The sequence below is a fragment of the Cypionkella sp. genome, from assembly GCF_030652235.1.
Lineage (GTDB): Bacteria > Pseudomonadota > Alphaproteobacteria > Rhodobacterales > Rhodobacteraceae > Cypionkella.
In genome coordinates this window covers 1-23,321 of the sequence record NZ_JAUSBA010000069.1, presented here as the reverse complement: position 1 = coordinate 23,321, position 23,321 = coordinate 1, and the positions used below count along the sequence as shown (strand labels likewise).

Genomic DNA, 23,321 nt, shown 5'->3' with positions numbered 1-23,321 from the left:
TGCCGCGGGGGCCGCGGTGACGGTGCGTGCGCCGGTGGGTGGTGACCTGTCGATGATGGGCTTTTCCTTGCGCACCGTCGAGGCCGCCATCACCACGGGCAACGCCCGGATGCTGGGCAGCACCATCACGATTGACGGTGCCATTGGTGGGGCGCTGACCGCGACCGGGGGCGAGATCACACTGAACGCGGCCGTTTCCGGCGATGCGCTGTTGCAGGGCGGCACCATTTCCTATGGCCCTAAGGCGCGTATTGCCGGCACGCTGACATACTCCGCCCCGGAACCTGTGACCCTCCCGGCAGAGGTCATCCCGGCTGCGCGGGTAGTTTATGACAAGACCCCACCCATGATGGACCGCTTCGAGCATATGCACTACTAGGGCGACGGCTGGGTGGGCCGCGACATGCCATCCACCCTTGCCCTTGTATCGACGTTTCTGGTGACGCTTGGGTTTCTGGTCTTGCTGGGCGGGGCGTTGCTGGCGCTGGCCCCGAAGCAGTGTGAGGCCCTACGGCTAGCCGGAACACGGCGACCTGCGCTTATGGCCTTGCTGGGTTTGCTGGGTCTTGCCACGCTGTTGGGGCTGGTCCCTGTCGCGGCGATGACAGTGATCGGTCTGCCCTTCGCGACAATACCTGCGTTTCGGGCTTGCCCATGATCGACAGCTTGCGAGACAGGGCGCGGTGGCTGATCCGGGCGGCCACGGCGCGAAACGGTTCTGCCGCCAGAACGCCTGGCATCTGGCGGGCTGCAAACAGTGCGCGCGCCGGTTCGGCTGCCCCGAAGGCCACCAGCGCATCATGGCGTTCGGAACCGCTAAAAGTGATGTCGATCATGTAGTTGATCGATCCGAAAGACCACAGCGAGGCCACAAGGATCACCACCGCCATGGCAACGCCAAACGTGCCAGATGCGGTTCGCAGCGGCCAGCGGAACAGATGCCGCGACACCATCACCCCGGTCTGGCGCAAGGCAAACAGCCGACGGAAGGCCCCCATCCGGGCCCGGTAGTCGGCTGGAGCTGGTGGCGACATCGCCACGGCGGGTGGCAGGACCACGGCAACACGCACGGCCAACAGCGCCCCGGCCACGGCAGCGGCCATGGTGACAGCGGCCGCCAGCCCGTAGATCTGCGGATCGTGGGTAGAGATCAGAAACGGGAACGAGAAGAAGCGGGCGTAAAGCTGCGCCAGACCAACCCCAAGCCAGACCCCAGCCGAAATGCCAATGACGATGCCAAGTGCTGCGATTGCCAGCACGAACTCGACTTAATGCTGCGCGATGGCCCGCGACGAATAGCCGATGGCCTTCAACAGCCCGATCTGCTCACGCTCCAGCGTGATCAGGCGCGACAGCGTGATGTTGAGCAGCAGCTCCGCGACCAACAGGAAAATTGGCGGCAGGACCTTGACCATCGCACTCAGCTGCTTCAACTCTGCATCCAGAAACGCGTGCGAAATCTGATCCTTGCAGGCCACCGCACCGGCCCTGCCATAGGGCGCGATCAGCCCGTCAAGCGCCTCGATCGTGCGATCAACCGATGCCCCCGGCGCCAGCTTGAGCACGACATTCGAGAACGCGCCCTTTCGAGAACGCGCCCTCAAGATCAAGGGCCGATTCAAGCGCCGGGCGCGGCAGCCAAGCGATGCCAAAGCGGCGCGGGTCGGGCATCATCTCGCCCAGCCCCAGCGCATAGATGAACTCGGGCGACAGGGCGATGCCGGTGACCCGCAGTTCGCGCTGCTGCCCGTTCATCAGCACCGTCAGCGGCGCACCGGGCCGCAGTCGGTGGGCGGCGGCAAAGCCTTCCGACACCACCACCTCGCGGGCCGATTGCGGGTCTGGCAACTGACCCTGCCGCAGGTGCAACAGGTTCAGCCCACGGTCGCCGTCTTCGGGCAGCGAGACTAGGAACATCGTGCCCGGTTCTGCCATGGCCGGCATGTCCAGCAACGCCAGTTGCACGATACGCGCCTCGGCGGCCAACACGTTGTCGATCTCGCGGATATCGCCCAGCAAGGCGCGCGGTGCGCGGGTCACATCGGCAAAGACATCGGCAAAGCGGTAGTCGTCGTAATATCGCGCGCGTGTTTCATGCAGCGACGAATGTGCCCCGTTGCCAAGGATCAGCGTCGCCACCCCGGCCGCCAGCACCAGCGCAATCGCCAGCACGTGCGCCCAAAGACGGCGCAGATCGCGCAACACCTTGCGGTGCAGGGGCGAGATTACCATGACACCTCCGCTGGGTCTTTCTTGGTGGCGTTGACGGTCTCCTCGACAATCCGCCCATCGGCAAAGCGCAGGACACGGTCGGCGATTTCGCGGATCGCGGCATTGTGGGTGATGACCAGCGTGGTCGCACCCACACTGCGATTCACCTCTGCCAGCGCCCCCAGCACCTTGATGCCCGTGGCTGAGTCCAGCGCGCCCGTCGGTTCGTCGCACAACAACACCTCGGGGTTCTTGGCGATGGCCCGGGCAATTGCCACCCGTTGCTGTTCACCGCCCGACAGTTGCGCGGGGAAATGGTCGCGGCGGTCTGTTAGGCCCACCAGCGCCACGGGATCATCCGGCGACATCGGGCGACGGGCGATTTCGGTCACCATCTGCACGTTTTCACGCGCGGTCAAGCTGGACATCAGATTGTAGAACTGGAACACGAAGCCGACATGATCGCGACGGTATTGCGTCAGGCCGCGTTCATCCAGCGCGGTCAACTAGTGATCCTCGAACCACGCCTCGCCCGCCGTTGCCATATCAAGCCCGCCGACAATGTTCAGGAAGGTCGATTTGCCCGAACCCGACGGCCCAAGGATGACGATGAATTCACCTCGCGCCGCCCGAAAATCCACCCCACGCAGGGCATGCACCTCCTGCGCGCCGCTGCGATAGACCTTGGTCAGGTCCTTGGTGTGAAAGATGGTCTCCGACACGGCCGTCATTCTGCGCTGTTCCCGTTCGCAAAGGTCCTATCGGGTCTTGTCGGTTGGCGGTCTACGTCCAGCCCTGCCTTTGACAAAGGGGGTGACTGTGTCATTCGGGCCAAGACACTTCCGGATCGCTGGCAGATCAAGGGTTTCATCGGCCTCCAGCCGGACGACAAGCTGTTCGATCTGGTCGCGGTGCAACTCGATGATCTGCAATGCCTGTGTTTCGGCTGCGTGCAACAGGGTGATCACCGCCTGATCCACCCGCGAAGCAGTCTGGTCCGAGAGACTGCGCGGCTTGGCGATCTGCTGGCCGAGGAACGGATGGTCCTCGCTATCGCGCAGATCGACCGGGCCGATGTCGGGGTCCATGCCCCAGCGCGCCACCATCGACCGCGCCAGCACCGTGGCGCGGTGGATATCGACATCGGCCCCCGAACTGACCGAGCCGAGCAGCAGCTTTTCCGCCGCCCGCCCGGCCAGAAGCGTGGTCAGTTGCACTCGCAGATAGGCCTCGGGCAGTGTGTGCCGGTCATGTTCGGGCAGGATATGGGTGCTGCCAAGGCTGCGCCCGCGCGGAATGATCGTGACCTTGTAGATCGGATCGGCGCCGGGGTTGTAGAAGGCCACTGCGGTATGCCCAGCCTCATGCACGGCAAGGCGATGCTTTTCGTCCGGCTGGATCGCCAGCGTGCGCACCGTGCCCATCATGACCTTGTCGCGGGCCTGATCCAGATCGGGAGGGGTAATGTCCGCAGCTGACCGTCTGGCTGCCGTGATCGCCGCCTCGTTCAGCAGATTCTTCAGATCGGCCCCGGAAAACCCCGGCGTGCCGGCGGCAATCTGATCCAGATCGACATCATGGCGCAGCGGCAGGTCCTTGACATGCACATCAAGGATTGCCCGCCGCGCGCCCTTGTCGGGCAGTTCCAGCGTCACATGTCGGTCGAACCGACCGGGACGCAGCAAAGCAGGGTCCAGCACATCGGGGCGGTTGGTGGCGGCCAGCACCACCACCGCCTCGCGCGGGCTGAACCCGTCAAGCTCGGCAAGGATCTGGTTCAGCGTCTGTTCGCGCTCGTCATGACCACCGCCAAGGCCGGTGCCGCGCGTGCGCCCGATGCTGTCCAACTCGTCAATGAAGATAATCGACGGCGATTGCTTGCGCGCCTCTTCGAACATCTTGCGAACCCGTCCCGCGCCGACGCCCACGAACACTTCGATGAACTCGGACCCCGCGGTCGAAAAGAACGGCACATCCGCTTCGCCTGCCAGCGCGCGGGCGAGCAGAGTCTTGCCGGTACCGGGAGGCCCCATCAGCAGTACACCATGTGGCACGGTTGCGCCGACCTTGGAGAACCGGTCCGGATCGCGCAGGAATTCGACCAGTTCCGACACCTCGCGCTTGGCCTCGTTCTGGCCTGCGACATCGGCAAAGGTTACCTTGCGGGTGGGTTTGACAGGCTTGGCCGCCCGTCCGCCCAGAAAATCGCCAATGCCGCCCGGAAGGCCGCCCGGAAGGCCGCCCATTCCACCGCCCATCATCCGTCGGCTGAGCCAGAAATAGAACGCAAGGATCAGGATCCACGGCAGCAACGAGACCAGAACCGAAGGCGTGCGCGGTTCTTCGGCTGTCACGGCCACCCCCATATCCTCCAGCAGCGGCAACAACCCGGCATCGGGTTGCCGCGGGGTGATGGCGCGCAACCTGTCAGAACCTTCGGCGGTCGAGCTGTGCAGGACGACGACAATGGCAGTTGCCTCGAGTGTCGCCTCACGCACCTTGCCTGTGCGAATAAGGGCTTTGATTTCACTGTAAGAGACCTCGCTTGGTGCCGAAGTCCCGGGCGGCATCTGCGTGGAAAGAAACAAGAACCCAAGCAGCATGAAGACCAGCGGCCACACCAGACGGGACAGATCCGATGGCCCTGATGGTTCTGGCGGCGTTGCGTGATTTCCCATCTGGTGCCCCAATCCCATTATTCCGGGCATGACCGGCGGCCCAGGAAACTTACATGTACGAATGCCCAAGCATCGCACTGCTGGGCATTCGTGACTTTGATGCAGATCAGACTGACGTATCGACGGTCTCGGTTGCGACTGCTGGCTTTCAAGCGTGTCGATGGCAAGGTCAAGGTTGAGCGCGTCGCCGACCCGAACCCCTCGTCAATGAATAGTGTGGCCACCAGCCCGCCCTTGCCGCCCATGCGCGATATTAAGAGCGCCAAGGCGACACAAGAAACCGCTAGCCCCCCGACAGGTTGCGCGTGGCGCGGGGCTCGTCGCCCATGTCGCGGTTCTCGACTTGCAGGGCCAGATCGGCGGCGCGGCGCAAGCGGTAGCGCGGGTTCAGATCGGCAAGGTGGTGATTGGCATGATCAACCAGAACCTCCAGTTTGATAGACTGGTCGACTCTTGTAAAACGGTCGCCATTGCGCGAGCCAACGGCGTGGTTCACTGCCTGCCAAACATCCAGATCCACGCGGACGGCGGCGATGCCCGCCTCCAGTCCGGCGAGGCGGGCCCGGGTGGCAGGGTCACGGCGGACATATTCGGTAATGGCACCGATCCTCTGGGCAAGGGTGGTGGCTGCGGAGTCAAGCGCGGCCAGGGTTTCCGCCAACGCCTCGGCAAGCTCGTCGGGAAGTCCATCGGCAAGCGCTGCGGCGTGATCATGCTGCGCGAGGAGAGGCTCGCCCGGGCCGCAGTCACCGCATCGTCGAGGGCGCGCAGCATGGTGCGCGGGGACTCGACCTCGAGGGCCGGATGCGCAAACAGCGCGTCAAGATCGGGCTCTGCCAGATCGGTGTCGGTCGGTGCTGCGGTTAGCGCTACATTGGCCTGATCACGCACCTGCTCGGCGCGGGTTGTGCGAGTTGTTTGGCGACCGGCTGCTGATCGCCAATGCGACCGGATGTTCGTCGATTTGCGGCGGCAACCTTCCAACGACGCCAGTCGACCCATTTCCTTCCCTTCAACAAGGGCAACAACGGCGGCGCGGGCAATGCGCCCGATCCTAAGGGGCGACCCACCTTGGCACATTGTTGCCGTCGGGGGGCGGTCACATCATTAAAGCCAACCGGCGGGCACGTTTCGCCTCAACGCTTGACGAGCCCCCCTCAAAAGTGGGGGAATTCAATTCTAGCCCTAGAAAATCCCCGTAGGCGACGGGTGGACTTCTCATCAAAGGAAGCGCACCCTCACCCCGAGCCATGACCGCTACCTTTGGGTGGCCGGTACCGATCCGTGTAAAGACATCGAGCAAGAGCGCAGGGGCGAATCAACCCACCGCTTGGAACACTTTCTGGACAAGTCAAAACTCCGGTGCACCTGATGGCCCGGGTTTGTCTGGATCCGGGACTTCTGTCATGGTCGCTTCGGTAAGCAGCAACACTGAGGCGACCGAAACTGCATTCTCCAATGCTACCCGGACGACCTTGGTTGGATCGATGATACCAGCCTCGATGAGGTCGACATACTGCTTGGCCGAGGCGTCAAACCCGAAACTTTCCTTGCCTTCGAGCATCTTGGCCACAACCACGCCTCCGTCGAGAGCTGAGTTCTCGGCGATCTGACGGGCAGGTACTTCCAGTGCGCGCTTCAGGATCTGGAGCCCGGTCCGTTCGTCGCCCTCGCACTGGTCTGCCTCTTTTTCCACGGAAGGGATACAGCGGAGCAGGGCAAGCCCCCCGCCCGGAACGAGTCCTTCGGCGACGGCGGCCTTGGTGGCGCTGATCGCATCGTCAAGCGCGTTCTTGCGCGCCTTCATCTCGGATTCCGAGGGTGCCCCCACCCGGATGACGGCAATACCGCCGGCCAGCTTTGCCATGCGCTCCTGCAACTTTTCGCGGTCGTAGTCCGAGGTGGCTTTGTCGATCTGCGTGCGGATCTGGGCGATCCGAGCCTTGATCTGTGAGGGATCTCCGCCTCCACCGATGATGGTGGTGGTGTCCTTGTCCGCAACCACCCGGCGCGCGCGCCCAAGATCGGTGATCTTGGCGTTCTCCAACTTCAGCCCCAGATCGGCCGAAATGACCTGCCCGCCGGTGAGGATTGCGATATCCTGCATCATCTCCTTCCTTCGGTCGCCAAAGCCCGGGGCTTTGACCGCACAGTTGCGGAAGGTGCCCCGGATCTGGTTGACGATGAAGGTCGCCAGTGCCTCGCCCTCCATGTCCTCGGTGATGGCCAGCAGGGATTTGCCCGCGCGGATCACCTCTTCCAGAAGCGGCAGCAAGTCGGTCAGCACGCCCACCTTGCGGTCGACCAGCAGGACAAGGCAGTCTTCCAGTTCGGCCTCCATCTTGTCCTGATTGCTGATGAAATAGGGCGATTGGTAACCCCGGTCGAACTGCATGCCCTCGACCACATCAAGCACCGTTTCCGTTGATTTGGATTCCTCCACCGTGATCACGCCATCATCGCCGATCTTTTCCATCGCCTCGGCCACCAGATCCCCAATCGAGGGGTCATTGTGGGCTGAAATCGTCGCCACCTGCGCCTTTTCGCGCCGCGTCTTGACCGGGCGCGACAGCGCCTTCAACGCCCCGATAGCAACCAGAACGCCACGATCAAGGCCCCGCTTTATGTCGATGGCACTTGCCCCGGCCACAACGTTGCGCACGCCATCCGCAAAGATCGCCTGCGCCAGAACCGTGGCGGTGCTGGTCCCGTCGCCCACCACGTCGGCAGTCCTTTCCGCTGCCTGCCGCAGCATCCTGACACCCAGGTTCTCCGTTGGGTCCTTCAGATCGAATTCCTTGGCAATGGTGACCCCGTCGTTACAGACCAGAGGCGGGCCATATTTCCGGTCGATCAGCACAGATTTTGATCGCGGGCCCAGCGTGACGCGCACGGTGTCGGCCAGTTGCGTTGTGCCGCGCAAGATCGCTTCGCGTGCGGCGGAGCGAAACAGAACATCCTTGTGAGCCATGATCCAACTCCTTTGATCTCGTCTGATACCCTTGATTTCCCGTCCTCACCCAGCCAACTGGCCCGCTGCCCAGTAACGCGCAGGCGGTCACTCGTCCGAGGCGATCCCTTGATCCATGTCCAATGGCCTCATGAAATCGCGCAAAGCATAGGCAAAATCCCTGAGCCGCGTCTCGACATTGGCATTGACTGATCCGTCTTCGAAATCGCCGTTCCCACTGCGTTTTCCGGCGGCCAGGCCCGTCAGCAGCTCCATCGCCTCGTCAACATGCGCAATCGCGTAGATGCGGAACTGGCCCTTTGACACGGCCTCGATCACGTCGTGTCGCAGCATCAGATTCCTGACGTTACGGCGCGGGATCAGCACACCCTGCTGGCCGGTCAGACCGGCGGCCTTGCACGTGTCGAAAAAGCCTTCGATCTTTTCGTTGACCCCGCCGATGGGCTGAACCTCGCCCATCTGGTTGATCGAGCCAGTTATAGCGAGTGACTGCGAGATCGGAATGCCCGCCAGTGCCGACAACAGCGCGCAAAGCTCGGCGACCGAAGCGCTGTCGCCTTCGATCCCGCCATAGCTTTGCTCGAACACAAGGCTTGCCCAGAGCGAAAGCGGCACCTCGCCCGCATAGTGCGTCGCAAGGTACGAGGACAGGATCAGCACGCCCTTGGAGTGGATTGGACCACCCAACTTCACCTCACGTTCGATGTCGATCACCTTGCCTGTGCCCATGCGCACCCGGGCCGTGATGCGCACTGGCAGGCCAAAGCCGAAAAGACCGCTGCTGGTGACAGTCAGGCCATTGACCTGACCGACCGTGCTGCCCGAAGTCGCGACGATCAGCGTGCCTTCTTCGATCAACTGCTGCAGACGTTCGCGCACCCGATCCGCACGATGCTCGGCCGCTGCCCGGGCGGCGGCGATCTGGCTGGCATCGATCACCGATTTGCCGCTTGCCGAGGTCAGGAAATCGGCCTCGCGCAACAGATCCCACAACGTCCCGATGCGCAGCGACATCCGGCCCTGATCTTCGGCCGCCCGTGACGCCACGTCGATCAGCACGGCTACCCCATCGCGGCTGACGGGGTTCAGTCCGTCGCGCTCGCAGGCCCCTGCGACCATGCGGGCGAAGAGCCCGACACTTTCCGCGGTTCGTGGCATGTCGTGGCTGAAATCTGCGGCAAGTTTGAAAAGGCGGCTGAAATCGGGGTCGTAAAGGGTCAATAGCAGCTGCACCAATGCGTCACCAACCAGCACCACCCGCACTTGCAGCGGGATCGGTTCCGGCTCAAGCGTGCTGGTCGAGATCAGGCTCAGCATCTCGGCGGCGGAACTGATCCGGATCGCGCGCGTTTCGAGGCACCGCTTCAGCGCCTCCCAGGCGAGAGGTTCTCCAAGCACCCGCGTCGCATCGAGGATAAGGTAGCCACCGTTCGCCCGGTGCAGCGCGCCTGACCGGATCAGGGTGAAATCCGTGACCAGTGCACCCATGGTTGAAATGTGGTCCACCTTGCCGATCAGGTTTGACAGCGAGGGCAGCGGCTCGGTGATGATCGGTGCCCCTGTCGATGTGGCCGGATCGTTGGACACCATCACATTGACGGCGTAGCGGTGAAAAGCCGGTTCATCGTGGATGCGTGCGCGGGCCGCCGGAAAGGGACCCTCTTGTCGCCCGTTTCCTTCGCGCAGGAATATCTCGGCGTTCTCGATCAGGTCGGTTCGCAGGGAGGCAAGGTACGGCTTTATCGCTTCGATGGCCCCGAAAGTTTGAAACACAGTTTCAAGCGATTCGTTCACTGCCTGCTCAGCCATTTCTGCGTTCAGCAGCGCGACCGCGGCCCGGTGATCCTTTTCCACGCGCGGAATCGACTTGAGGTGTTTCTCAAGATCCTTCTCGGTCAGGCTGACTGCGCTTTCGATTGCTTTGCGGTCTGAATCCGAAAGGGTGGAGAAATCGTCCGGTTTGATCACCTCACCGTTGCGCACGCCCGCGATTGCAAAACCCATCGGCGTTCGCATGATCGTTACGCCGCGGCCTTGCGACTTTTCAACAACCTTTTCAAAAGCGTCCTGCTTGCGTGCTGCCAACCGCTGCTCAAAGGCACTTCGGCGGCTCTGGTATTGCTCGGACTCGAAAAGCGCGGGGATGTCGGTGGCCAGATCGTCCACCAGCGCTTCCAACGCCTTTTGCAGGGGCTGTGCCGTGCCAGACGGCAGGGCGATGGCCTTTGGCCAGTCTGGGTTGGCGAAATCGTTCACATAGACCCAGTCAGGCGGAACTGATCGATTGGCCGCCTCGATCTCCAGCAGTGTCTGTACGGCGGAATGCCTGCCAGCGCCGCCCGGTCCCAGGACAAACAGGTTGAAGTCCGCATGCGTGATGCTGGCTGCCAGCTTGATGGCACCCAAGGCTCGCTCCTGTCCAATCAGCCCGGGCAGCGGTTCAAGGTTCGACGTGTCTTCAAAGTCCAGCAATGCGGGATCACAGCAGACTTGTAGATCCTTCACGGTCAGCAGCCAGGGTGACGACACGCTGTCCTCGTCTGCTGGGCGATTGGTTGATTTACGAGCCATCCCGGATGCCTTTGCCCTTCCTGCCTCCCCACACACCCGCGCCCTGACGGCACCGCTAAGCTAGGAGGCCCCTTGATCGAGCCTACGGATGCATTCACCGGGCGGCATTGACCTTGATCAATCGTCTTCGACACACCCACCCGCGAAGCCCCCTGATGATGCGACCGCCATCAGTGGCCCGGAGCTGGATCATCGGTTTCTCGGGTTAAACCTGATCGCCAGGCACAGCCCAGTCGTTCGGGAAACCTGCTTGCTGGATGTTTCCGACGAGTCGCGCCACGGCCTTCGATCCGGTTGGGCCGCGTGCGGATTGACGTCTGTCAAGGTAGCGGCCCCCGAAAGAGTGGATAGTCGCACCGGGGAGCACAGGGGAGGCCGGATAGTCAGGATGTCCGAGTATGATGGCACCGCGCAAGCCGAGGTGATCCGCTTCTTCCGGTCAGGCAGGGCGTTTTCGGATTCCGGCGCGGTTGACCACGTCCAGACCCATTGTGCGCATGTGTTTCTTTGTGGCGATGTCGCGCTCAAGATCAAGCGAGCGGTCCGCTACGATTATCTGGACCAGTCCACACTAGAACTGCGACGCGCCCTGTTGGAGCGGGAGTTGGAACTGAACAGTCGGGCCGCACCGATGATCTATCGTGACGTCATGCCCGTGACGCGGACCGCCGATGGGGGGCTTGACCTCGATGGCACCGGGCAGCCTGTGGAATGGGTTTTGCGGATGCACCGCTTTGCTGCCGATTGCGAAATGACGGCGGTCGCTGTCAGCGGTCGGTTGACTGGTCCCGTGGCCGAGGCGCTGGGATTTGAAGTCCAGCGGTTTCATGCGGGTTGTCCGGTGCTGCAAGACCGGGGTGACGATCTGATCCGTGATATTCTTGACGAACTGGGGCGCGTGCTGACCCCGCTTGATGGAGTTGTCGATGGCGGACTTGCCGAGGCATTTCTGGAACGGTCGCGAAGACACCTGTCGATCTTGGCTACTGCCTTGCGGGACCGCTCGGCACTTGGTCACGTCAAACGGGTGCATGGCGATCTGCATTTGCGCAACCTCTTGCTGATCGACGGGCAACCGGTACTATTCGATGCGTTGGAATTCGACGAACGGCTTGCCACCTGTGACGTGCTTTACGATCTTGCGTTCCTTCTGATGGATCTTTGCCACCGGGGTCTTGTGCGGCAGGCCAACATCACCATGAACGCATATCTGCTGGCGGCGACAGGGGCCGAGGATGCCGGGTTGTCCGCTTTGCCGTTGTTCATGTCGGTGCGCGCGGCAATCCGGGCGATGGTCCTGTTGCAGACAGATCAGGCGACCGGCCAGCCCGGGGTCTCGACCGAAGAAGCACGGCTTTATCTGGCGCAGGCCGTCGCGTCTCTGGACAGGACAACACCGGCGCTGATTGCGGTTGGCGGGATTTCCGGCACTGGCAAGACGGTTCTGGCGCGTGACGTGGCGGCGGGGATCGGTGCCTGTCCGGGGGCAGTGCATCTGCGCACCGACACCGAACGCAAGAATGCGGCAGGCCATGTGGATTATGCCCCGTCCGCGCGTGGGGTCATCTATGACCGGATGTTCGTCCGGGCCGCGACGCTGCTGGCGGCGGGCAGAAGTGTCATTCTTGATGGTACGTTTCTGGATGAGGCGCAGCGCACTGCTGCCGTAGAGCTTGCCTCGCGCGCAGGCGTCACATTCCACGGCCTTTGGCTGACTGCGCCGGAGAGGGTTCTGCTGGAACGGGTGACCGCGCGGCAGGGGGATGCTTCCGATGCCGATGCGGAAGTGGTGCGGGCTCAACTCGGCCTGGCAGGTGGAACTCCGGCACCACAGCATTGGACGACCATCGATGCCGAGGGCGCCCCACAAAAAACAAGGGCCGCAGCACGCGCGGCCCTTGAAAGTGTCCTAGGCGCCCTTGGGGACGGGACAGGCAAGCCTAGGCCGTTTTGACGTCGATCTTGCGTTCTTCCTGAATTGCGGCGGCGGTTTTGGGCAGGCTGACCTTCAGCACGCCTTTGTCGAACTTTGCCTCGATCTTGTCTGCGTCCACGTTCGCGGGCACCCGGAAGGAGCGCTGGAAGGAGCCGAAGCTACGTTCGCGCAGGTGATAGTCATCTTGATCCTCGACGCGTTCGGACGACTTCTCGCCCTTGATCGTGACAATGCCATTTGCCAGCTTCACCTCGATCTGTTTCTCGGTCAGTCCGGGCAACTCGGCCAGCAACTCGTAGCCGCCATTGCGCTCGACAAGGTCCACAGGTGGGTTGGCGATCCCGAAGTCGGGCCAGAGCTGGGGCAATACGGCGGCCCTGCGCGGCCATGCCGTGCGAAGGTCGGCCCAGTCGAAATCGGCAAAGAGCCGGTCAATCTGGTGACGCAAGGACCGGATCGGTTCCCAGTCCTGCACCGAAGTCTCAACCTGACGCGGGGGTTCACGCTTCACTTCAATTGCGGTCTTTTGTTCGGTCATCTCCCAGCTCCTCCTGTAGGCAGGTTACCAATGTGAGAAAGACTAGCAAAGGGTGCCTGCGGATCATTGACCGCCGTCAACGAGTCCGGTCATCGGCCGCAAGAGCAAATGAGATTCTCGGTGCCCCCTGTGATCAGGCCTTCCAGCTGTCCGCGTCGTCTGGCTAGGCTGAAGGCCATTCTGTCGAAATGCCCGTCGATCTTTCCCTTTGCGATCAGCCCGGGCAGGTCCAGAAACCGGAAATGCGCCGGATCCCTGATCTCGATGATCCCGGTGTCGGCCAGCTTGTGAACGATCCTGCTGATCGATTCCACGGTGGTGCCCAGCAGGTCGGCGATGTCTTTTCTTGCCAGATGGAGCGACAAGATCCCGGTGCCGTCGGGTAGCGGCTGATAGGGCATGAACTTGCTGGACAACGCGAGAAGAGCGCAAAGCCGCTCGTCCGGTTTCAATGCGCCAAGCGACCATGTCAACCAATGCAGCCTGTCAAGCTGATCCTGCTTCTGGCGGAAAAGCTCGGCCCGCAAAACGTCGTTTTGATCCACCATTCTGTCGAACCAGCGGCGGTCGATGCGGCACAGGCCGCTTTGCGTGGCGGTTTCGACGGTTACGCCCTCGCGGAACTCCCCTTCAAAGCCGACGATCTCGCCGGGAAAGAACAGCGACAGGATCTGGCGACGCCCATCGTAGGCATGCCGTTGCAGGCGCAGGATGCCCGATCTGATAAACCAGATATTATGACTGTTTGCACCGCCCGAGATCACTTCGCTGTCGGGTTCCAGGTCGTCGCGGTGTCTTGCATCACCACAGACCATTGTCTTGCCAAGCGGCAGTCCGCATCCCATGCCACTGATTTTCCTGCAGGCCCGGTCGCCGATTTGGACGACGTTCCGGTTGGTCACCTCGCGCGGTTCCATGAGACGCGGTTCCATGAGACGCTGTTCCATCCTGTATCTCCAACTTTCACTCGAACGAACCAAGCTAGCGGCATTGATTCTGTGGTTGCCTTGACCGTAAATTGCGCAGGCTTTCAGAGTGCGGCGAATCGGCCACCCCCGCCTGAAATGATTAAATCGTCCGGGCGAGGGGACATTGATCGTTGTCAACCACATCGGGTCAATTGCTCGTTAAGTAGAAAGTTGCGGAGTTGAGTCGATGACGCGATCCTTGAAATCCGCGCTTCGTCCGGCACAGGGGGGGGGCGAAATGCCTGAGCAGATGATGACAGCGCGCGCGCTGAAGGCCGCCGTCAGCCATGGTAATGGCTTGCTGGAAAAGCTGCTGGATGCGCTTCAAGCAGACGTCACGGAAAGGCTTCTGTCGCAAGCGACGTTGCATGACGTGGATGTGGGGGAAACGCTCATTGAGCGCAGCGTGCGGTCCGAATCTGTCGGCTATGTGTTGGATGGAACGCTTGCCATGGTTCAGGTCCTTGAGGATGGCAAGAAGCACATCGTCGGGCTGCTGGTTCCGACTGACATCTTCGGCCGCTTGTTCGATGGCACTGCGAACTACCGGATCGAGGCCTTGTCGGCAGCGCGGATCCTTTGCTTCCCTCGCGCGTTCTTCGAACAGGTGCTTCGGGACAATCCGGAAGCCGAGCGGTTGTTTCTGGTGCACCTGTTGGATGAGGTTGACGCCGCCCGGGAATGGCTGCTGTTGATGAGCGGTCGCAAGGCCGTGAACCGCTTTGCATCATTCCTGAGCATTCTGCTGCGGCGATCAAAGTCCAAAAGGATTGGCGGTCAGGCGGTGGTGCATGTTCCCTTGTCGCGCAAGGATCTGGCGCATTATCTGGGTGCCCGACCAGAAACCCTCAGCCGGGCTTTTCATGAGCTTGAAGGCAAGGGCATCCTGCGGATCATTGATCCCGGCCACTTCGAGGTTCTCGACAAGCAGGCGCTGATTGACGCCTCAGGCGATGATCTGACGCTGGACGACTAGAACACCCCCGGCGGCCTGAAGACCGCCGAATGCGTCACGATCCCTCGCCAGTCGGCCCCGCGCGATTGCTTTTGCTACGAAGATCGCGCACCCGCCGTTCGCGGCTTCACGGTAGCGATTCTCGACAAGTAACATTGAGTGCCTGTGACCCCGAATGGCAACGCGCCCGCCAATCGTCTCGACCTCCCTGAGCAGCGGAAAGACGCCTACATAGCGTTTCCCCATTCCCGAGAAGTCCAGGAAACGGCCCTTGAATGCGCGATCCCGTAGCGGAATATTGCGACAAGTGCAGTGTAACCCTCGGCCCGACTTTCGCATTGACGAAGCGCAACGGGCTTGCGCCGCCCCGGGCCCGTCCGACGGTTGACGCCCGTCAATGCCGAAGTCCGGTCACCGCGCCAGTATCGACAGGCTTGGTTTTGCCGGAGGGCATTATGTGGACAACACTTTTTGAACGCTTTCTGCGCCGCCTGATCCGTGAAGGACATCTTGCCGTGTCCATTGGCAACGGCCCTGAGATGACCTTCGGAAACGGAGGCGGGCCGAAGGTCATTGTCCGGATCAGGGACCAAGCCACTGCGCTGCGGCTGATGCTCGATCCCGAGCTGGCCTTGGGGGAAACCTACATGAATGGCTCGCTTTCGATTGACGGCGATAATTTGCATGGCCTTCTGGCGATCGTGGTTCGCAATAGTGCCCAGACGAACGCGCTGAGCGCTCCGGCCCGTGTCCTTGCCGTTTCGCGTCACATCCGGCGGCGTCTGGATCAATCCAATCCCGAAGCCGGGGCCCGGCGCAATGTGGCGCACCATTATGATCTGACGCCGGCGATCTATGACCTCTTTCTGGATGCCGACCGGCAGTATTCCTGCGGCTATTTCGCCGATGAGGGCGTTTCGCTTGACGTGGCGCAGGATGCAAAGAAGTCACATATCGCCCGCAAGTTGTTGATTTCTCCGGGGATGCGGGTGTTTGAAATCGGTTGTGGCTGGGGTGGGCTTGCCCTGGCGCTGGCCCGTGAACATGGGGCGCAGGTGACCGGGATCACCCTGTCGCAAGAGCAACTGGCCATCGCCCGCGAGCGCGCGAAAGCGGCGGGGCTGGCGGACCGGGTATCCTTCGAGCTGATGGACTACCGGGCCATGGGCGGGCAGTTCGACCGGATCGTGTCGGTCGGGATGTTCGAACATGTAGGCGCGCCGAACTTCGGAACCTTTTTCGATGTCGTCCGCGACCGTCTGGTCGAGGACGGCGTGGCGCTTATCCACACCATCGGGCGCACGGCACCGCCAAATGCGACAAACCCTTGGATTGCCAAGTACATCTTCCCTGGCGGCTATGTGCCTTCGCTGTCCGAAGTGGCCAAAGCGATACAGGATACTGGACTGCGCATAGGGGACATCGAGTGCCTTCGCCTCCACTATGCCATGACTCTGCGCTGCTGGTTTGACCGCTTCAGCGCCAGAGCGGATGTGGCAGCCACCCTGAAGGACGACCGGTTCGTCCGGATGTGGCGCTACTATCTGGCGGCGTCCGAGCAAACCTTCCGGCATGGCCCGCAGGATGTGTTCCAGTTCCAGTTGTGCCGCAGGCCGGACGCCGTGCCGATCACCCGCGACTACCTCTATGCGCATCCGGAGCAAAGACTGGCGCAGGCTGCAGAATAACCGCCCCGCAGCTTGCTAAAAGGGCACATCATCGTAGCGCCGCGCTGTTGTCGATGCCGTCCGTCCAGACGCCGCCACCTTGCGGATCAAGTCCAGCATCTTGACCGCTTCTGCCGCATACTGTTCCTGCGCGACGGCAAAAAACTCGGACTGGATTTGCCGCATCTCTTCCAGACTGGTGCAGGCCAGCATTCCCTGCTGTGTCTTGATATCCTGTTGCAGCCGATCCCGGACGAACCGGACCGCTTCTGCTCCCATCTCCGCCCACGCTTGAACTGCCGCAGCGCCAACGGCAATGGGAAGTCCCATTGCGGCCAATTCTGGCGGCCGGGGCTGTGTCGAGTCTTCGATCGTTCGTTTGTTTGCGGGCATTGCAGGCTCCTCCCTTTGGCGTTGCGGCCGGACCGGGTGCCCGCCCTCAAAAGCGCGCACTTCGAAGTAGGCCGAGGGGTAACCTGCGGCATGTCAGCGGCCCAAAGAATGATGCTGGGTAAGGTCAAATAACTGCATGGCGGGCAATCTGGCAGGTCTCGCGAGGCCGATCATTGACGGTCGTCAATGATCGGCTGACAGCCCGGGTCGACACTCTTCTTGGCTGCGGGCACTGATATCAGGGAAGGGGTCCGACATGAAAACGACAGGGATCACCACGCTGGACCACGCGCCCCAAGTCGTGGCTGAATGGCTGAACCTGCTGCAGGATGATTTGGGGTGGCTCGACCGGGGTAGAGCCCTTCTTCTGTTGCGCGAGACACTGCATGCCGTCTGAGATTTCCTGACAGTGGACGAGGCTGCGGATCTGTCCGCCCAATTGCCGGTTTTGATCCGCGGTCTCTTCTTTGAGGGTTGGGTCCCGGCAAAGACGCCCGCCAAAATGCGCTCAGTGGATGAGTTCCTAGAGCGCGTGACCAAGGCATTTGCCAGCGATCCGCTGCCCGAGCCTGACGTTGCCGTAGCCGCAGTCTTCGCCGTGCTTCGGCGCCAGATCAGCCCGGGAGAATATCGTCAGGTCGCATGGGCAATGCGCAAGCCCCTGCGCGATTTGTGGATGTGATGACGACTGCGACGGCCTGCCCGGAGGCTATCCGGTTGGTGAGAAAGTCGTACTCCTTGCCGCACTGCCGGGGGTCGTTCGGGTCATCGAGACGCATATGGCCTGTGTGTTCCTGACCGTTGAATTGGCGTTTGAGCAGAAGAAACCCGGCAGCTTTTGGTAACTCCGACCGTCAGCCCCTTGTCGCCCGCGCCTGGCTTCGCGCCCCCTTCGGTTGAGCTTCAGGTGACTTATGCCATGTTCCGCCTCGACACGCGGGCGCGGTTGGCGCTGGGTCATTTGCGCGATCCCTCTCCGGCAACCCCGAAGAAATGGCCCGCGCGGGCGCGGCACTGCCTGACCGAGGCCATTCGCCTGTCAGGGCATGCGCGTGGTCGGCAAGGGCCCTGACCTTGGTGCGTCAAGGATGGAGCGGACCTCAGCATCGGTGAGTTGGAGAAAGCTGGCGTAATGTCGGCTTACCGCAGAGAAAGCAGCGGCCGCGGTGAGGCTGACCACATCGTTGGCAAGCCGCGATATCCGGTTCATCGTGTCAGGCGCGGCCACAGGCGTGGCGACCACCAGGCGACGCGGATGATCGGCCCGGACTGCCGCGATGGCCGCCGCTATCGTGGCCCCCAGTGGCGATGCGGTTATCGACAAGGACGATTAATTCAGCGCGTCCGGCTGTTGCCGCGCGCCCCACAGGTTGCGGCGGCGCACGAGTTCCGCGCGTTCCGGTGCTGCCTGTGCCTCGACCGTGGCTGCTTCAATGCCATAGAGACTTGCCAGTTCAGTGTTGAGAATCTGGCTCTTGCACTCCGGCCCAGCTATGGCACCCAAGGCCAGTTCCGGGTTCCCCGGCATGCTGATCTTGCGCATGAGAACGACATCCAGCGGAGCCTAGAGAACCTGTGCCACTTCATCGACAACCCACCCCTTGGCAAACCCAACACGAAAGTATCGGGCCCGGCCAGATGCAGGAGAGCACGCACCATCAAGCACCCCGCCGCCTGTCGGTCAGGAAATGCCAGAGCCATCTGGTAACCCGCGCGAAACAGCCTCTGCCAACTCTTGTGCCGAAAGATGCGTAAGATTCTTAGCCACCTCGCGGATCACCAGATCAGCCAGTGCCTGAGGCATCATTTGGCGCAAATGCCTCAGCATGTCATGTTCAGCGAAGATTGCCAGCTTGTCAAAGTCGCCGGCCCGTCTGTGGCTTTCGAGCAGGGCGATGATCTGGCGGATGAACTCCCGCTGGTCCTCGGCCACAGGATCGCTGCCATACTCCATCGCCGACCGCCGACCGCCACCGCCCGACGTGAACGACCGCCCTGGCTTGTCCGACATGATGTCGCGCAGGTGGCGGGATTCGGATCGCAGGACCAGTTCCGCAGGCACGTCCTCACTCCTGCCGGAGACCCCGCGCAGGATGCGGCAGCGCGCGCCGTTCAGTACCAATGCCCATGTTTTGGAAGTGATTCTTGCCATGATCCCACAGCGCCCCGAATTGGACCTTCTACCCAATTTACCAAGTGGTCTGCTTCTTGCACATTGATCGCTGTCAAGAAGCAATGGGCTTGCGACGGCGGCTTCGTGCAAGCATCCCGGCGTGAGCAGTATTCGCCAAAGCGCCGTCATTTGCCATGTTCGGCAAGATATTTCTGTATCCCCGCAACGCTGATCATCCGAGGATAGTCCGTCTCGGGAAGAACGATGCTCAGTCGGGCATGCAGCCCCGACAGCAGATTTGCAAAGTCCATGGTGTCGATTTCAATGTTATCAATCAGGTACTCTCTGTCGCCGATGTCATCGGCCTCAATGTCCGGCACGGCTTTGACAGTCATCAATGAGAATCAGGGCCCTCCCTGCAAAGATGCTTCACGGGTCGTTAGGCCTATTTCAACGAGGAGAAAATGCGATGATTGACATTGATATCAGACAAAGCGTTCTGGACGCGCTTGAGTTTGAACCCAGCATCGACGCTGCAAGCATCGGCGTGGCCGTCGACAAAGGCATCGTAACCCTGACAGGACATGTGCCCACCTATGTCGGGAAATTGAAGGCCGAGGAATTGGCAATGGCCGTTCATGGTGTGAAGGGTATCGCGCAGGAAATCGAGGTGCGACCGGTCGGCACGCATCCGACTGCCGATGACGAAATCGCACGGCGGATCCTAGACGTGCTACGATGGAGTACAAGCCTGCCCACCGATGTTGTTAAGGTCAAGGTTCAGTCCGGATGGGTCACGCTTTCGGGCACGGTCGAATGGTATTACCAGCGCGAGTCAGCATCGCGCGCGGTGCGCGACCTGTCCGGGGTAAAGGGCGTGACGAATTCAATCCTGATCGCGCCCAAGGCAAGTCCTGTCGATATCCGCGACCGGATCGTGAAGGCCCTCAAGCGGCAGGCCGAACTTGACATGCAAAACATCCGGGTCGAGGTGTCGGATGGTGCCGTCACGCTGGAAGGCAAGGTCCACAGCCTGACCGAACGCCGCGTGGCCGAGCAGGCGGTCTGGGCCGCGCCCGGCATCCGTGAAGTGCGCGACCGGCTGTCGATCGTCTGATAACGTAGGCATCCGCCTGTCAGGCGGCGGCGGGTGCCACATCCACGGCAAAGGGGCCCTTTTCGCCGTCCTGTTCGCGAAAACGCAAGCGGGCACCCACTGCAAGATCAGCCCATGCACCCGTCACAAGGCCGTCTTTCTGGAAGTAGACCTCCTGCCCGTCATCGGCGCGCAAAAAGCCGTAGCCCAGCTCTGGTTCAAGCTCGACGATCTCGCCATGCAGAATGGCGGGGTGGGGTTTCACCTCTTGCCCGGCTCTCACCCTGCGGCTTTCTCTGACCCGCTTTTCCAGCGCAGTGAAGGTTGCATTCACTGCACGGACAATATCGCCTGCCGCATGGCCGTGGCGCACGGTGCGGGCAACCACGCCGCCCCCTCGGGATTGAACCGTTTGGGTGCGATCAGGCGCAGCTGGCCTTTGGCTGCGCGTTCATTGTAAAGCTTGTCCTCGTCCAGCAGCAGGCTGACGGGCGGTGGCGTGACGGACCCGGCCCCGTGCCGGGCGCTTCTGATGCGGCCAAGCCCTTCGCTGACCTTTGACAGGACCAACTGCCTGCGGCGGCGGCCAAAGCCGGGAATGGGATGCCCACCGGGTTGCAGGGCGATTTCCAGTTCCTCCAGCGTCTCAATGTCCTCGTCATCGGCCAGATGTCGGGCAAGGGCGGGGCCGATACCGGGAAGGGTCATGAACAACCGTGCAGGTCCCGCATCACCCCGCAATCGGTCAAGCTGCGTCCAGCGGCCCGAGGTCAGCATCTCGGCAATGGCAGCGGCTATGCCCCTTCCGATCGTGGGTTGGGCGATCAGGCCCGCAAGCCCTTAGTGCGCAAAGATCGCGCGCAGCGCGACCGGCAATGCGCCAACATGATCGGCTGCCTCCCGATAGGCGCGGAAACGGAATGCGTCGTAGTCGCCCTGCTGTTCTAAAATCGCGGCATACTCTTGGAAACGCGCCGCGATGTCGGCGTTTTCTGTGATCGGCCCGGTTGTGGCTGTATCATTCATCCGATGTCCAATGGCCAGACGACTGGCCGCTAGGGAAGTGCAAGAAGGAATGGGGTGCCCTGCCGCTCGAGTTCGATCAAAACCGTAGTGTCTGGAGGGGCCCCGGAGATGATGGCACGCAGCTGATTGATCCGGTTGACCTGGGTGTTTTCCACCGCAACGATGCGGTCGCCAACCATGAGCCCCGAACGGGCGGCACCACTGCCCGGAGTGACGCCCATGACCATGACCCCGCGTTGATCCTCGGTCAGGGACAAGCCCTGCAGGCGATGCAGTTGTTCGGCCGCGGTAGTTCCCCTAGGCGTTGCTGTCGCACCGTCCTGTCTGCAGCCCCCAGAACCGCCTGCAGCGACATTCGTTTGACGCCACTGAAGATGTCCAGTGTAACCGTCTGATCCGGCGACCGCAGGCCGATCTGGTAGCGCAGGGCCGCCGAATCGGTGACCGCCACACCGTCCGGCGCGACAATCACATCGCGGGGCTGCAAGCCTGCCGCCATGGCCGCGCCCTCCGGCATGACCTGCGCAACCAGTGCGCCGCTAGGGGCTTCAAGACCAAGCGCGCGGACCAGATCCGGCGTCACATCCTGAATGATGACACCCAGTTGACCGCGCCGCACCTGTCCGTCGCGCACCAGCTGGTCCGCGATCGCTATCGCCATGTCCACCGGAATCGCAAACCCGATCCCGGCCGACCCTTGGGACGGGGTCAGGATGGCTGTGTTGATCCCGACCAGTTCGCCCGCCAGATTGACCAGCGCGCCGCCCGAGTTTCCGGGGTTGATCGAGGCATCTGTCTGGATGAAGTTCTCATAGCCCTCGATCCCCAAACCCCGGCGACCAAGCGCGCTGACAATGCCCAGCGTGACAGTCTGCTCCAGGCCGAAGGGGTTGCCGATCGCCACGACATAGTCGCCGACCCGCAGTGTGGACGACTGTCCGATAGGAATCTCTACCAGCCCCTCCGGCGCGATGCGCAGCGCGGCAATGTCGGTGTCCGGATCAACGCCGACCACTTCGGCATCAGCTTCGGTGCCATCCATCAGTCGGACCGTAATCTGCTCGGCATTTGCGACAACGTGGGCGTTTGTCAGCAACAGGCCATCCGCTGCATCGACGATCACGCCGGACCCGGCCGCCTGGAAAGTTCTTTCCGCTGGCGGAAGCGAACCGAAGTCCTCGAAGAACTGGCGAAAGAACGGATCGGCCAGCAGCGGAGTCAGGTTAGACTGGCTGGCGCCTGTAACTGCGATGCTGACCACTGACGGCAGCACCCGTTTCACCATGGGTGCCAGCGTGGCAGGTGCGGAGAGCTTGGTTTCGGCCGCAGCGGGAAGCGTTTGGGCCGCTGCGGCAAGCAGGAAGGAACAAGCGAGAAGGGACTTGATGCTCATGATGCGTCACGCCCACGGGATGTGGCGAAGGGCAGGAACCCTGTGGCGATGGGGGCATTGATGATCGTCATCGGGGCACCCGCGCGTTGCCACACCGCCATGAGTTCCGGTTGCAGCTGACCCGGAGGAAGTTCGGTCGGGGTTGCAGGCTCGGTTTCAGGGGGGAACTCTGCGGGGTTCTCTTGCGGGGTGTCGGGGGGGCCTTCGGCAGGGGTGTCGCCGGGAACTTCGGATGGGCTGTTGCCCGGCACCTCGGATGGGGGGAGCCCCATGGTTATCATTCCAGAGGGCCATGATAACCGATGTATCGGCGTCGGGGGGTGGGAAAGCTGCATGGCGGTGGTCCAGAGAAAGGGTGCAGTTGCAGTTTCACTGCAAGCGGGCAGTCTGGCATTGATGGTCATCAATGAAGTCCCCTGAAATGGGCGCAAGGTACCGATGTCTGTTCCAGAAGTAGGTTTGTCATGTCGGCTTGGTTCCGCGCCCGTGCGCTCATTGTGTCTGTCTTTGTGGCCGCCGCCGCAGTGTCTCCACTTGAGGCCGAGACGGTGCTGCAGACGAACGGCACCGATACCTTCATCGCAGGCTCCTCGGGTTTGCCGGAATTGCAGGCTCCAGGTGATGTCTTCGCGTCGGGCGGCGCGTTGGTCACAAAGGGGCGCGTGGGGGGCGATGCCCATGTTGCGGGCTTTGACCTTGATCTGGAAGCTGATGTGGCGGGCGACCTTTATGCCGCGGGGGCCGCGGTGACGGTGCGTGCGCCGGTGGGTGGTGACCTGTCGATGATGGGCTTTTCCTTGCGCAC

At 62.0% G+C, this 23,321-nt stretch carries 26 protein-coding genes and 3 pseudogenes; 9 read left to right on the top strand and 20 right to left on the bottom strand.

The window, feature by feature from the left end; translation table 11 throughout:
* Positions 1 to 379, top strand: a pseudogene (locus tag Q7V03_RS21900) (hypothetical protein); the annotation flags it as partial.
* 160 nt (positions 380 to 539) lie between these two features.
* Here the strand turns inward: Q7V03_RS21900 and Q7V03_RS21895 are convergent.
* The 8 genes and pseudogenes from Q7V03_RS21895 to Q7V03_RS21860 all read right to left on the bottom strand — a co-directional run bounded on the left by Q7V03_RS21895 (position 540) and on the right by Q7V03_RS21860 (position 10,431).
* Entirely contained in the window at positions 540 to 1,259 is a 720-nt protein-coding gene (locus Q7V03_RS21895; RefSeq protein WP_304927699.1) for a hypothetical protein, read from the bottom strand.
* A gap of 9 nt (positions 1,260 to 1,268) precedes the next feature.
* Entirely contained in the window at positions 1,269 to 1,565 is a 297-nt protein-coding gene (locus Q7V03_RS21890) for a hypothetical protein (protein ID WP_304927698.1), read from the bottom strand.
* Complete coding sequence (locus Q7V03_RS21885; protein ID WP_304927697.1) at positions 1,534 to 2,232, bottom strand: ABC transporter permease; 699 nt, start codon at positions 2,230 to 2,232, stop codon at positions 1,534 to 1,536. Before Q7V03_RS21885 ends, Q7V03_RS21890 begins: the two co-directional genes overlap by 32 nt.
* Positions 2,226 to 2,852, bottom strand: a pseudogene (locus Q7V03_RS21880) (ABC transporter ATP-binding protein). Before Q7V03_RS21880 ends, Q7V03_RS21885 begins: the two are co-directional and overlap by 7 nt.
* A gap of 117 nt (positions 2,853 to 2,969) precedes the next feature.
* Entirely contained in the window at positions 2,970 to 4,889 is a 1,920-nt protein-coding gene (gene ftsH, locus Q7V03_RS21875; protein WP_304927696.1) for an ATP-dependent zinc metalloprotease FtsH, read from the bottom strand.
* Between the two features lie 283 nt (positions 4,890 to 5,172).
* Positions 5,173 to 5,550, bottom strand: coding sequence for a hypothetical protein (locus tag Q7V03_RS21870; protein ID WP_304927695.1), 378 nt, complete (start codon positions 5,548 to 5,550; stop codon positions 5,173 to 5,175).
* Between the two features lie 690 nt (positions 5,551 to 6,240).
* On the bottom strand, positions 6,241 to 7,860 hold the full coding sequence (gene groL / locus Q7V03_RS21865) for a chaperonin GroEL (RefSeq protein WP_304927694.1): 1,620 nt from the start codon (positions 7,858 to 7,860) through the stop codon (positions 6,241 to 6,243).
* Positions 7,861 to 7,947: 87 nt separating this feature from the next.
* Positions 7,948 to 10,431 carry a Lon protease family protein gene (locus Q7V03_RS21860; protein ID WP_304927693.1) on the bottom strand — a complete coding sequence of 828 codons (2,484 nt, stop codon included), beginning with the start codon at positions 10,429 to 10,431 and terminating at the stop codon, positions 7,948 to 7,950.
* Between the two features lie 388 nt (positions 10,432 to 10,819).
* On the opposite strand from Q7V03_RS21860, the gene Q7V03_RS21855 reads away from it, so the two are divergent.
* Positions 10,820 to 12,385, top strand: a complete 1,566-nt coding sequence (locus tag Q7V03_RS21855; protein WP_304927692.1) for an AAA family ATPase — start codon at positions 10,820 to 10,822, stop codon at positions 12,383 to 12,385.
* Here Q7V03_RS21855 and Q7V03_RS21850 read toward each other — a convergent pair.
* Together Q7V03_RS21850 and Q7V03_RS21845 are read right to left on the bottom strand one after the other, a co-directional pair.
* Positions 12,372 to 12,905, bottom strand: a complete 534-nt coding sequence (locus Q7V03_RS21850; RefSeq protein ID WP_304927691.1) for an Hsp20/alpha crystallin family protein — start codon at positions 12,903 to 12,905, stop codon at positions 12,372 to 12,374. The genes Q7V03_RS21855 and Q7V03_RS21850 overlap by 14 nt on opposite strands.
* An 89-nt stretch (positions 12,906 to 12,994) precedes the next feature.
* Positions 12,995 to 13,852 carry a Crp/Fnr family transcriptional regulator gene (locus tag Q7V03_RS21845; protein WP_304927690.1) on the bottom strand — a complete coding sequence of 286 codons (858 nt, stop codon included), beginning with the start codon at positions 13,850 to 13,852 and terminating at the stop codon, positions 12,995 to 12,997.
* Positions 13,853 to 14,111: 259 nt separating this feature from the next.
* Between Q7V03_RS21845 and Q7V03_RS21840 the strand changes: the two genes are divergently transcribed.
* Both Q7V03_RS21840 and Q7V03_RS21835 read left to right on the top strand, forming a co-directional pair.
* Positions 14,112 to 14,849, top strand: coding sequence for a Crp/Fnr family transcriptional regulator (locus Q7V03_RS21840; RefSeq protein WP_304927689.1), 738 nt, complete (start codon positions 14,112 to 14,114; stop codon positions 14,847 to 14,849).
* A 254-nt stretch (positions 14,850 to 15,103) separates the two neighbouring features.
* Positions 15,104 to 16,516, top strand: a complete 1,413-nt coding sequence (locus tag Q7V03_RS21835; RefSeq protein ID WP_370651188.1) for a class I SAM-dependent methyltransferase — start codon at positions 15,104 to 15,106, stop codon at positions 16,514 to 16,516.
* Positions 16,517 to 16,531: 15 nt separating this feature from the next.
* On the opposite strand, the gene Q7V03_RS21830 is transcribed toward Q7V03_RS21835, so the two are convergent.
* On the bottom strand, positions 16,532 to 16,888 hold the full coding sequence (locus Q7V03_RS21830; RefSeq protein ID WP_304927688.1) for a phasin family protein: 357 nt from the start codon (positions 16,886 to 16,888) through the stop codon (positions 16,532 to 16,534).
* A 256-nt stretch (positions 16,889 to 17,144) separates the two neighbouring features.
* Here Q7V03_RS21830 and Q7V03_RS21825 point away from each other — a divergent pair, with 256 nt between their 5' ends.
* The 3 genes from Q7V03_RS21825 (at position 17,145) to Q7V03_RS21815 (ending at position 17,960) form a co-directional block, all read left to right on the top strand.
* The gene (locus tag Q7V03_RS21825) at positions 17,145 to 17,285 is read left to right on the top strand and encodes a hypothetical protein (protein ID WP_304927687.1); all 141 of its coding nucleotides are present in this window, start codon (positions 17,145 to 17,147) and stop codon (positions 17,283 to 17,285) included.
* Positions 17,286 to 17,297: 12 nt separating this feature from the next.
* On the top strand, positions 17,298 to 17,570 hold the full coding sequence (locus Q7V03_RS21820) for a DUF2267 domain-containing protein (RefSeq protein ID WP_304927686.1): 273 nt from the start codon (positions 17,298 to 17,300) through the stop codon (positions 17,568 to 17,570).
* A 225-nt stretch (positions 17,571 to 17,795) separates the two neighbouring features.
* Complete coding sequence (locus Q7V03_RS21815; protein ID WP_304927685.1) at positions 17,796 to 17,960, top strand: hypothetical protein; 165 nt, start codon at positions 17,796 to 17,798, stop codon at positions 17,958 to 17,960.
* A gap of 258 nt (positions 17,961 to 18,218) precedes the next feature.
* Here the strand turns inward: Q7V03_RS21815 and Q7V03_RS21810 are convergent, their stop codons facing one another.
* The 3 genes from Q7V03_RS21810 to Q7V03_RS21800 form a co-directional block, all read right to left on the bottom strand.
* A complete protein-coding gene (locus tag Q7V03_RS21810; protein ID WP_304927684.1) occupies positions 18,219 to 18,431 on the bottom strand; it encodes a hypothetical protein in 213 nt (70 codons plus the stop codon).
* A gap of 138 nt (positions 18,432 to 18,569) precedes the next feature.
* Positions 18,570 to 19,040: a host attachment family protein gene (locus Q7V03_RS21805; RefSeq protein ID WP_304927683.1), complete on the bottom strand. Its 471-nt coding sequence runs from the start codon at positions 19,038 to 19,040 to the stop codon at positions 18,570 to 18,572.
* 146 nt (positions 19,041 to 19,186) lie between these two features.
* Positions 19,187 to 19,396, bottom strand: a complete 210-nt coding sequence (locus tag Q7V03_RS21800) for an acyl carrier protein (protein ID WP_304927682.1) — start codon at positions 19,394 to 19,396, stop codon at positions 19,187 to 19,189.
* A gap of 74 nt (positions 19,397 to 19,470) precedes the next feature.
* Between Q7V03_RS21800 and Q7V03_RS21795 the strand changes: the two genes are divergently transcribed.
* Entirely contained in the window at positions 19,471 to 20,118 is a 648-nt protein-coding gene (locus Q7V03_RS21795; RefSeq protein WP_304927681.1) for a BON domain-containing protein, read from the top strand.
* Positions 20,119 to 20,137: 19 nt separating this feature from the next.
* On the opposite strand, the gene Q7V03_RS21790 is transcribed toward Q7V03_RS21795, so the two are convergent.
* The 6 genes from Q7V03_RS21790 to Q7V03_RS21765 form a co-directional block, all read right to left on the bottom strand.
* Positions 20,138 to 20,380 carry a cold-shock protein gene (locus Q7V03_RS21790; protein ID WP_304927680.1) on the bottom strand — a complete coding sequence of 81 codons (243 nt, stop codon included), beginning with the start codon at positions 20,378 to 20,380 and terminating at the stop codon, positions 20,138 to 20,140.
* Between the two features lie 47 nt (positions 20,381 to 20,427).
* Positions 20,428 to 20,805, bottom strand: coding sequence for a hypothetical protein (locus Q7V03_RS21785; RefSeq protein WP_304927679.1), 378 nt, complete (start codon positions 20,803 to 20,805; stop codon positions 20,428 to 20,430).
* Positions 20,806 to 20,937: 132 nt separating this feature from the next.
* The gene (locus Q7V03_RS21780; RefSeq protein ID WP_304927678.1) at positions 20,938 to 21,123 is read right to left on the bottom strand and encodes a helix-hairpin-helix domain-containing protein; all 186 of its coding nucleotides are present in this window, start codon (positions 21,121 to 21,123) and stop codon (positions 20,938 to 20,940) included.
* Between the two features lie 29 nt (positions 21,124 to 21,152).
* Positions 21,153 to 21,344 (bottom strand): PDZ domain-containing protein, encoded by a 192-nt coding sequence (locus Q7V03_RS21775; RefSeq protein ID WP_304927677.1) that lies wholly within the window; start codon positions 21,342 to 21,344, stop codon positions 21,153 to 21,155.
* 26 nt (positions 21,345 to 21,370) lie between these two features.
* Positions 21,371 to 22,516 (bottom strand): trypsin-like peptidase domain-containing protein, encoded by a 1,146-nt coding sequence (locus Q7V03_RS21770; RefSeq protein ID WP_304927676.1) that lies wholly within the window; start codon positions 22,514 to 22,516, stop codon positions 21,371 to 21,373.
* Positions 22,513 to 22,788: a hypothetical protein gene (locus tag Q7V03_RS21765; RefSeq protein ID WP_304927675.1), complete on the bottom strand. Its 276-nt coding sequence runs from the start codon at positions 22,786 to 22,788 to the stop codon at positions 22,513 to 22,515. Before Q7V03_RS21765 ends, Q7V03_RS21770 begins: the two co-directional genes overlap by 4 nt.
* 192 nt (positions 22,789 to 22,980) lie before the next feature.
* Here Q7V03_RS21765 and Q7V03_RS21760 point away from each other — a divergent pair.
* Positions 22,981 to 23,321: pseudogene (locus Q7V03_RS21760) on the top strand (hypothetical protein); the annotation flags it as partial.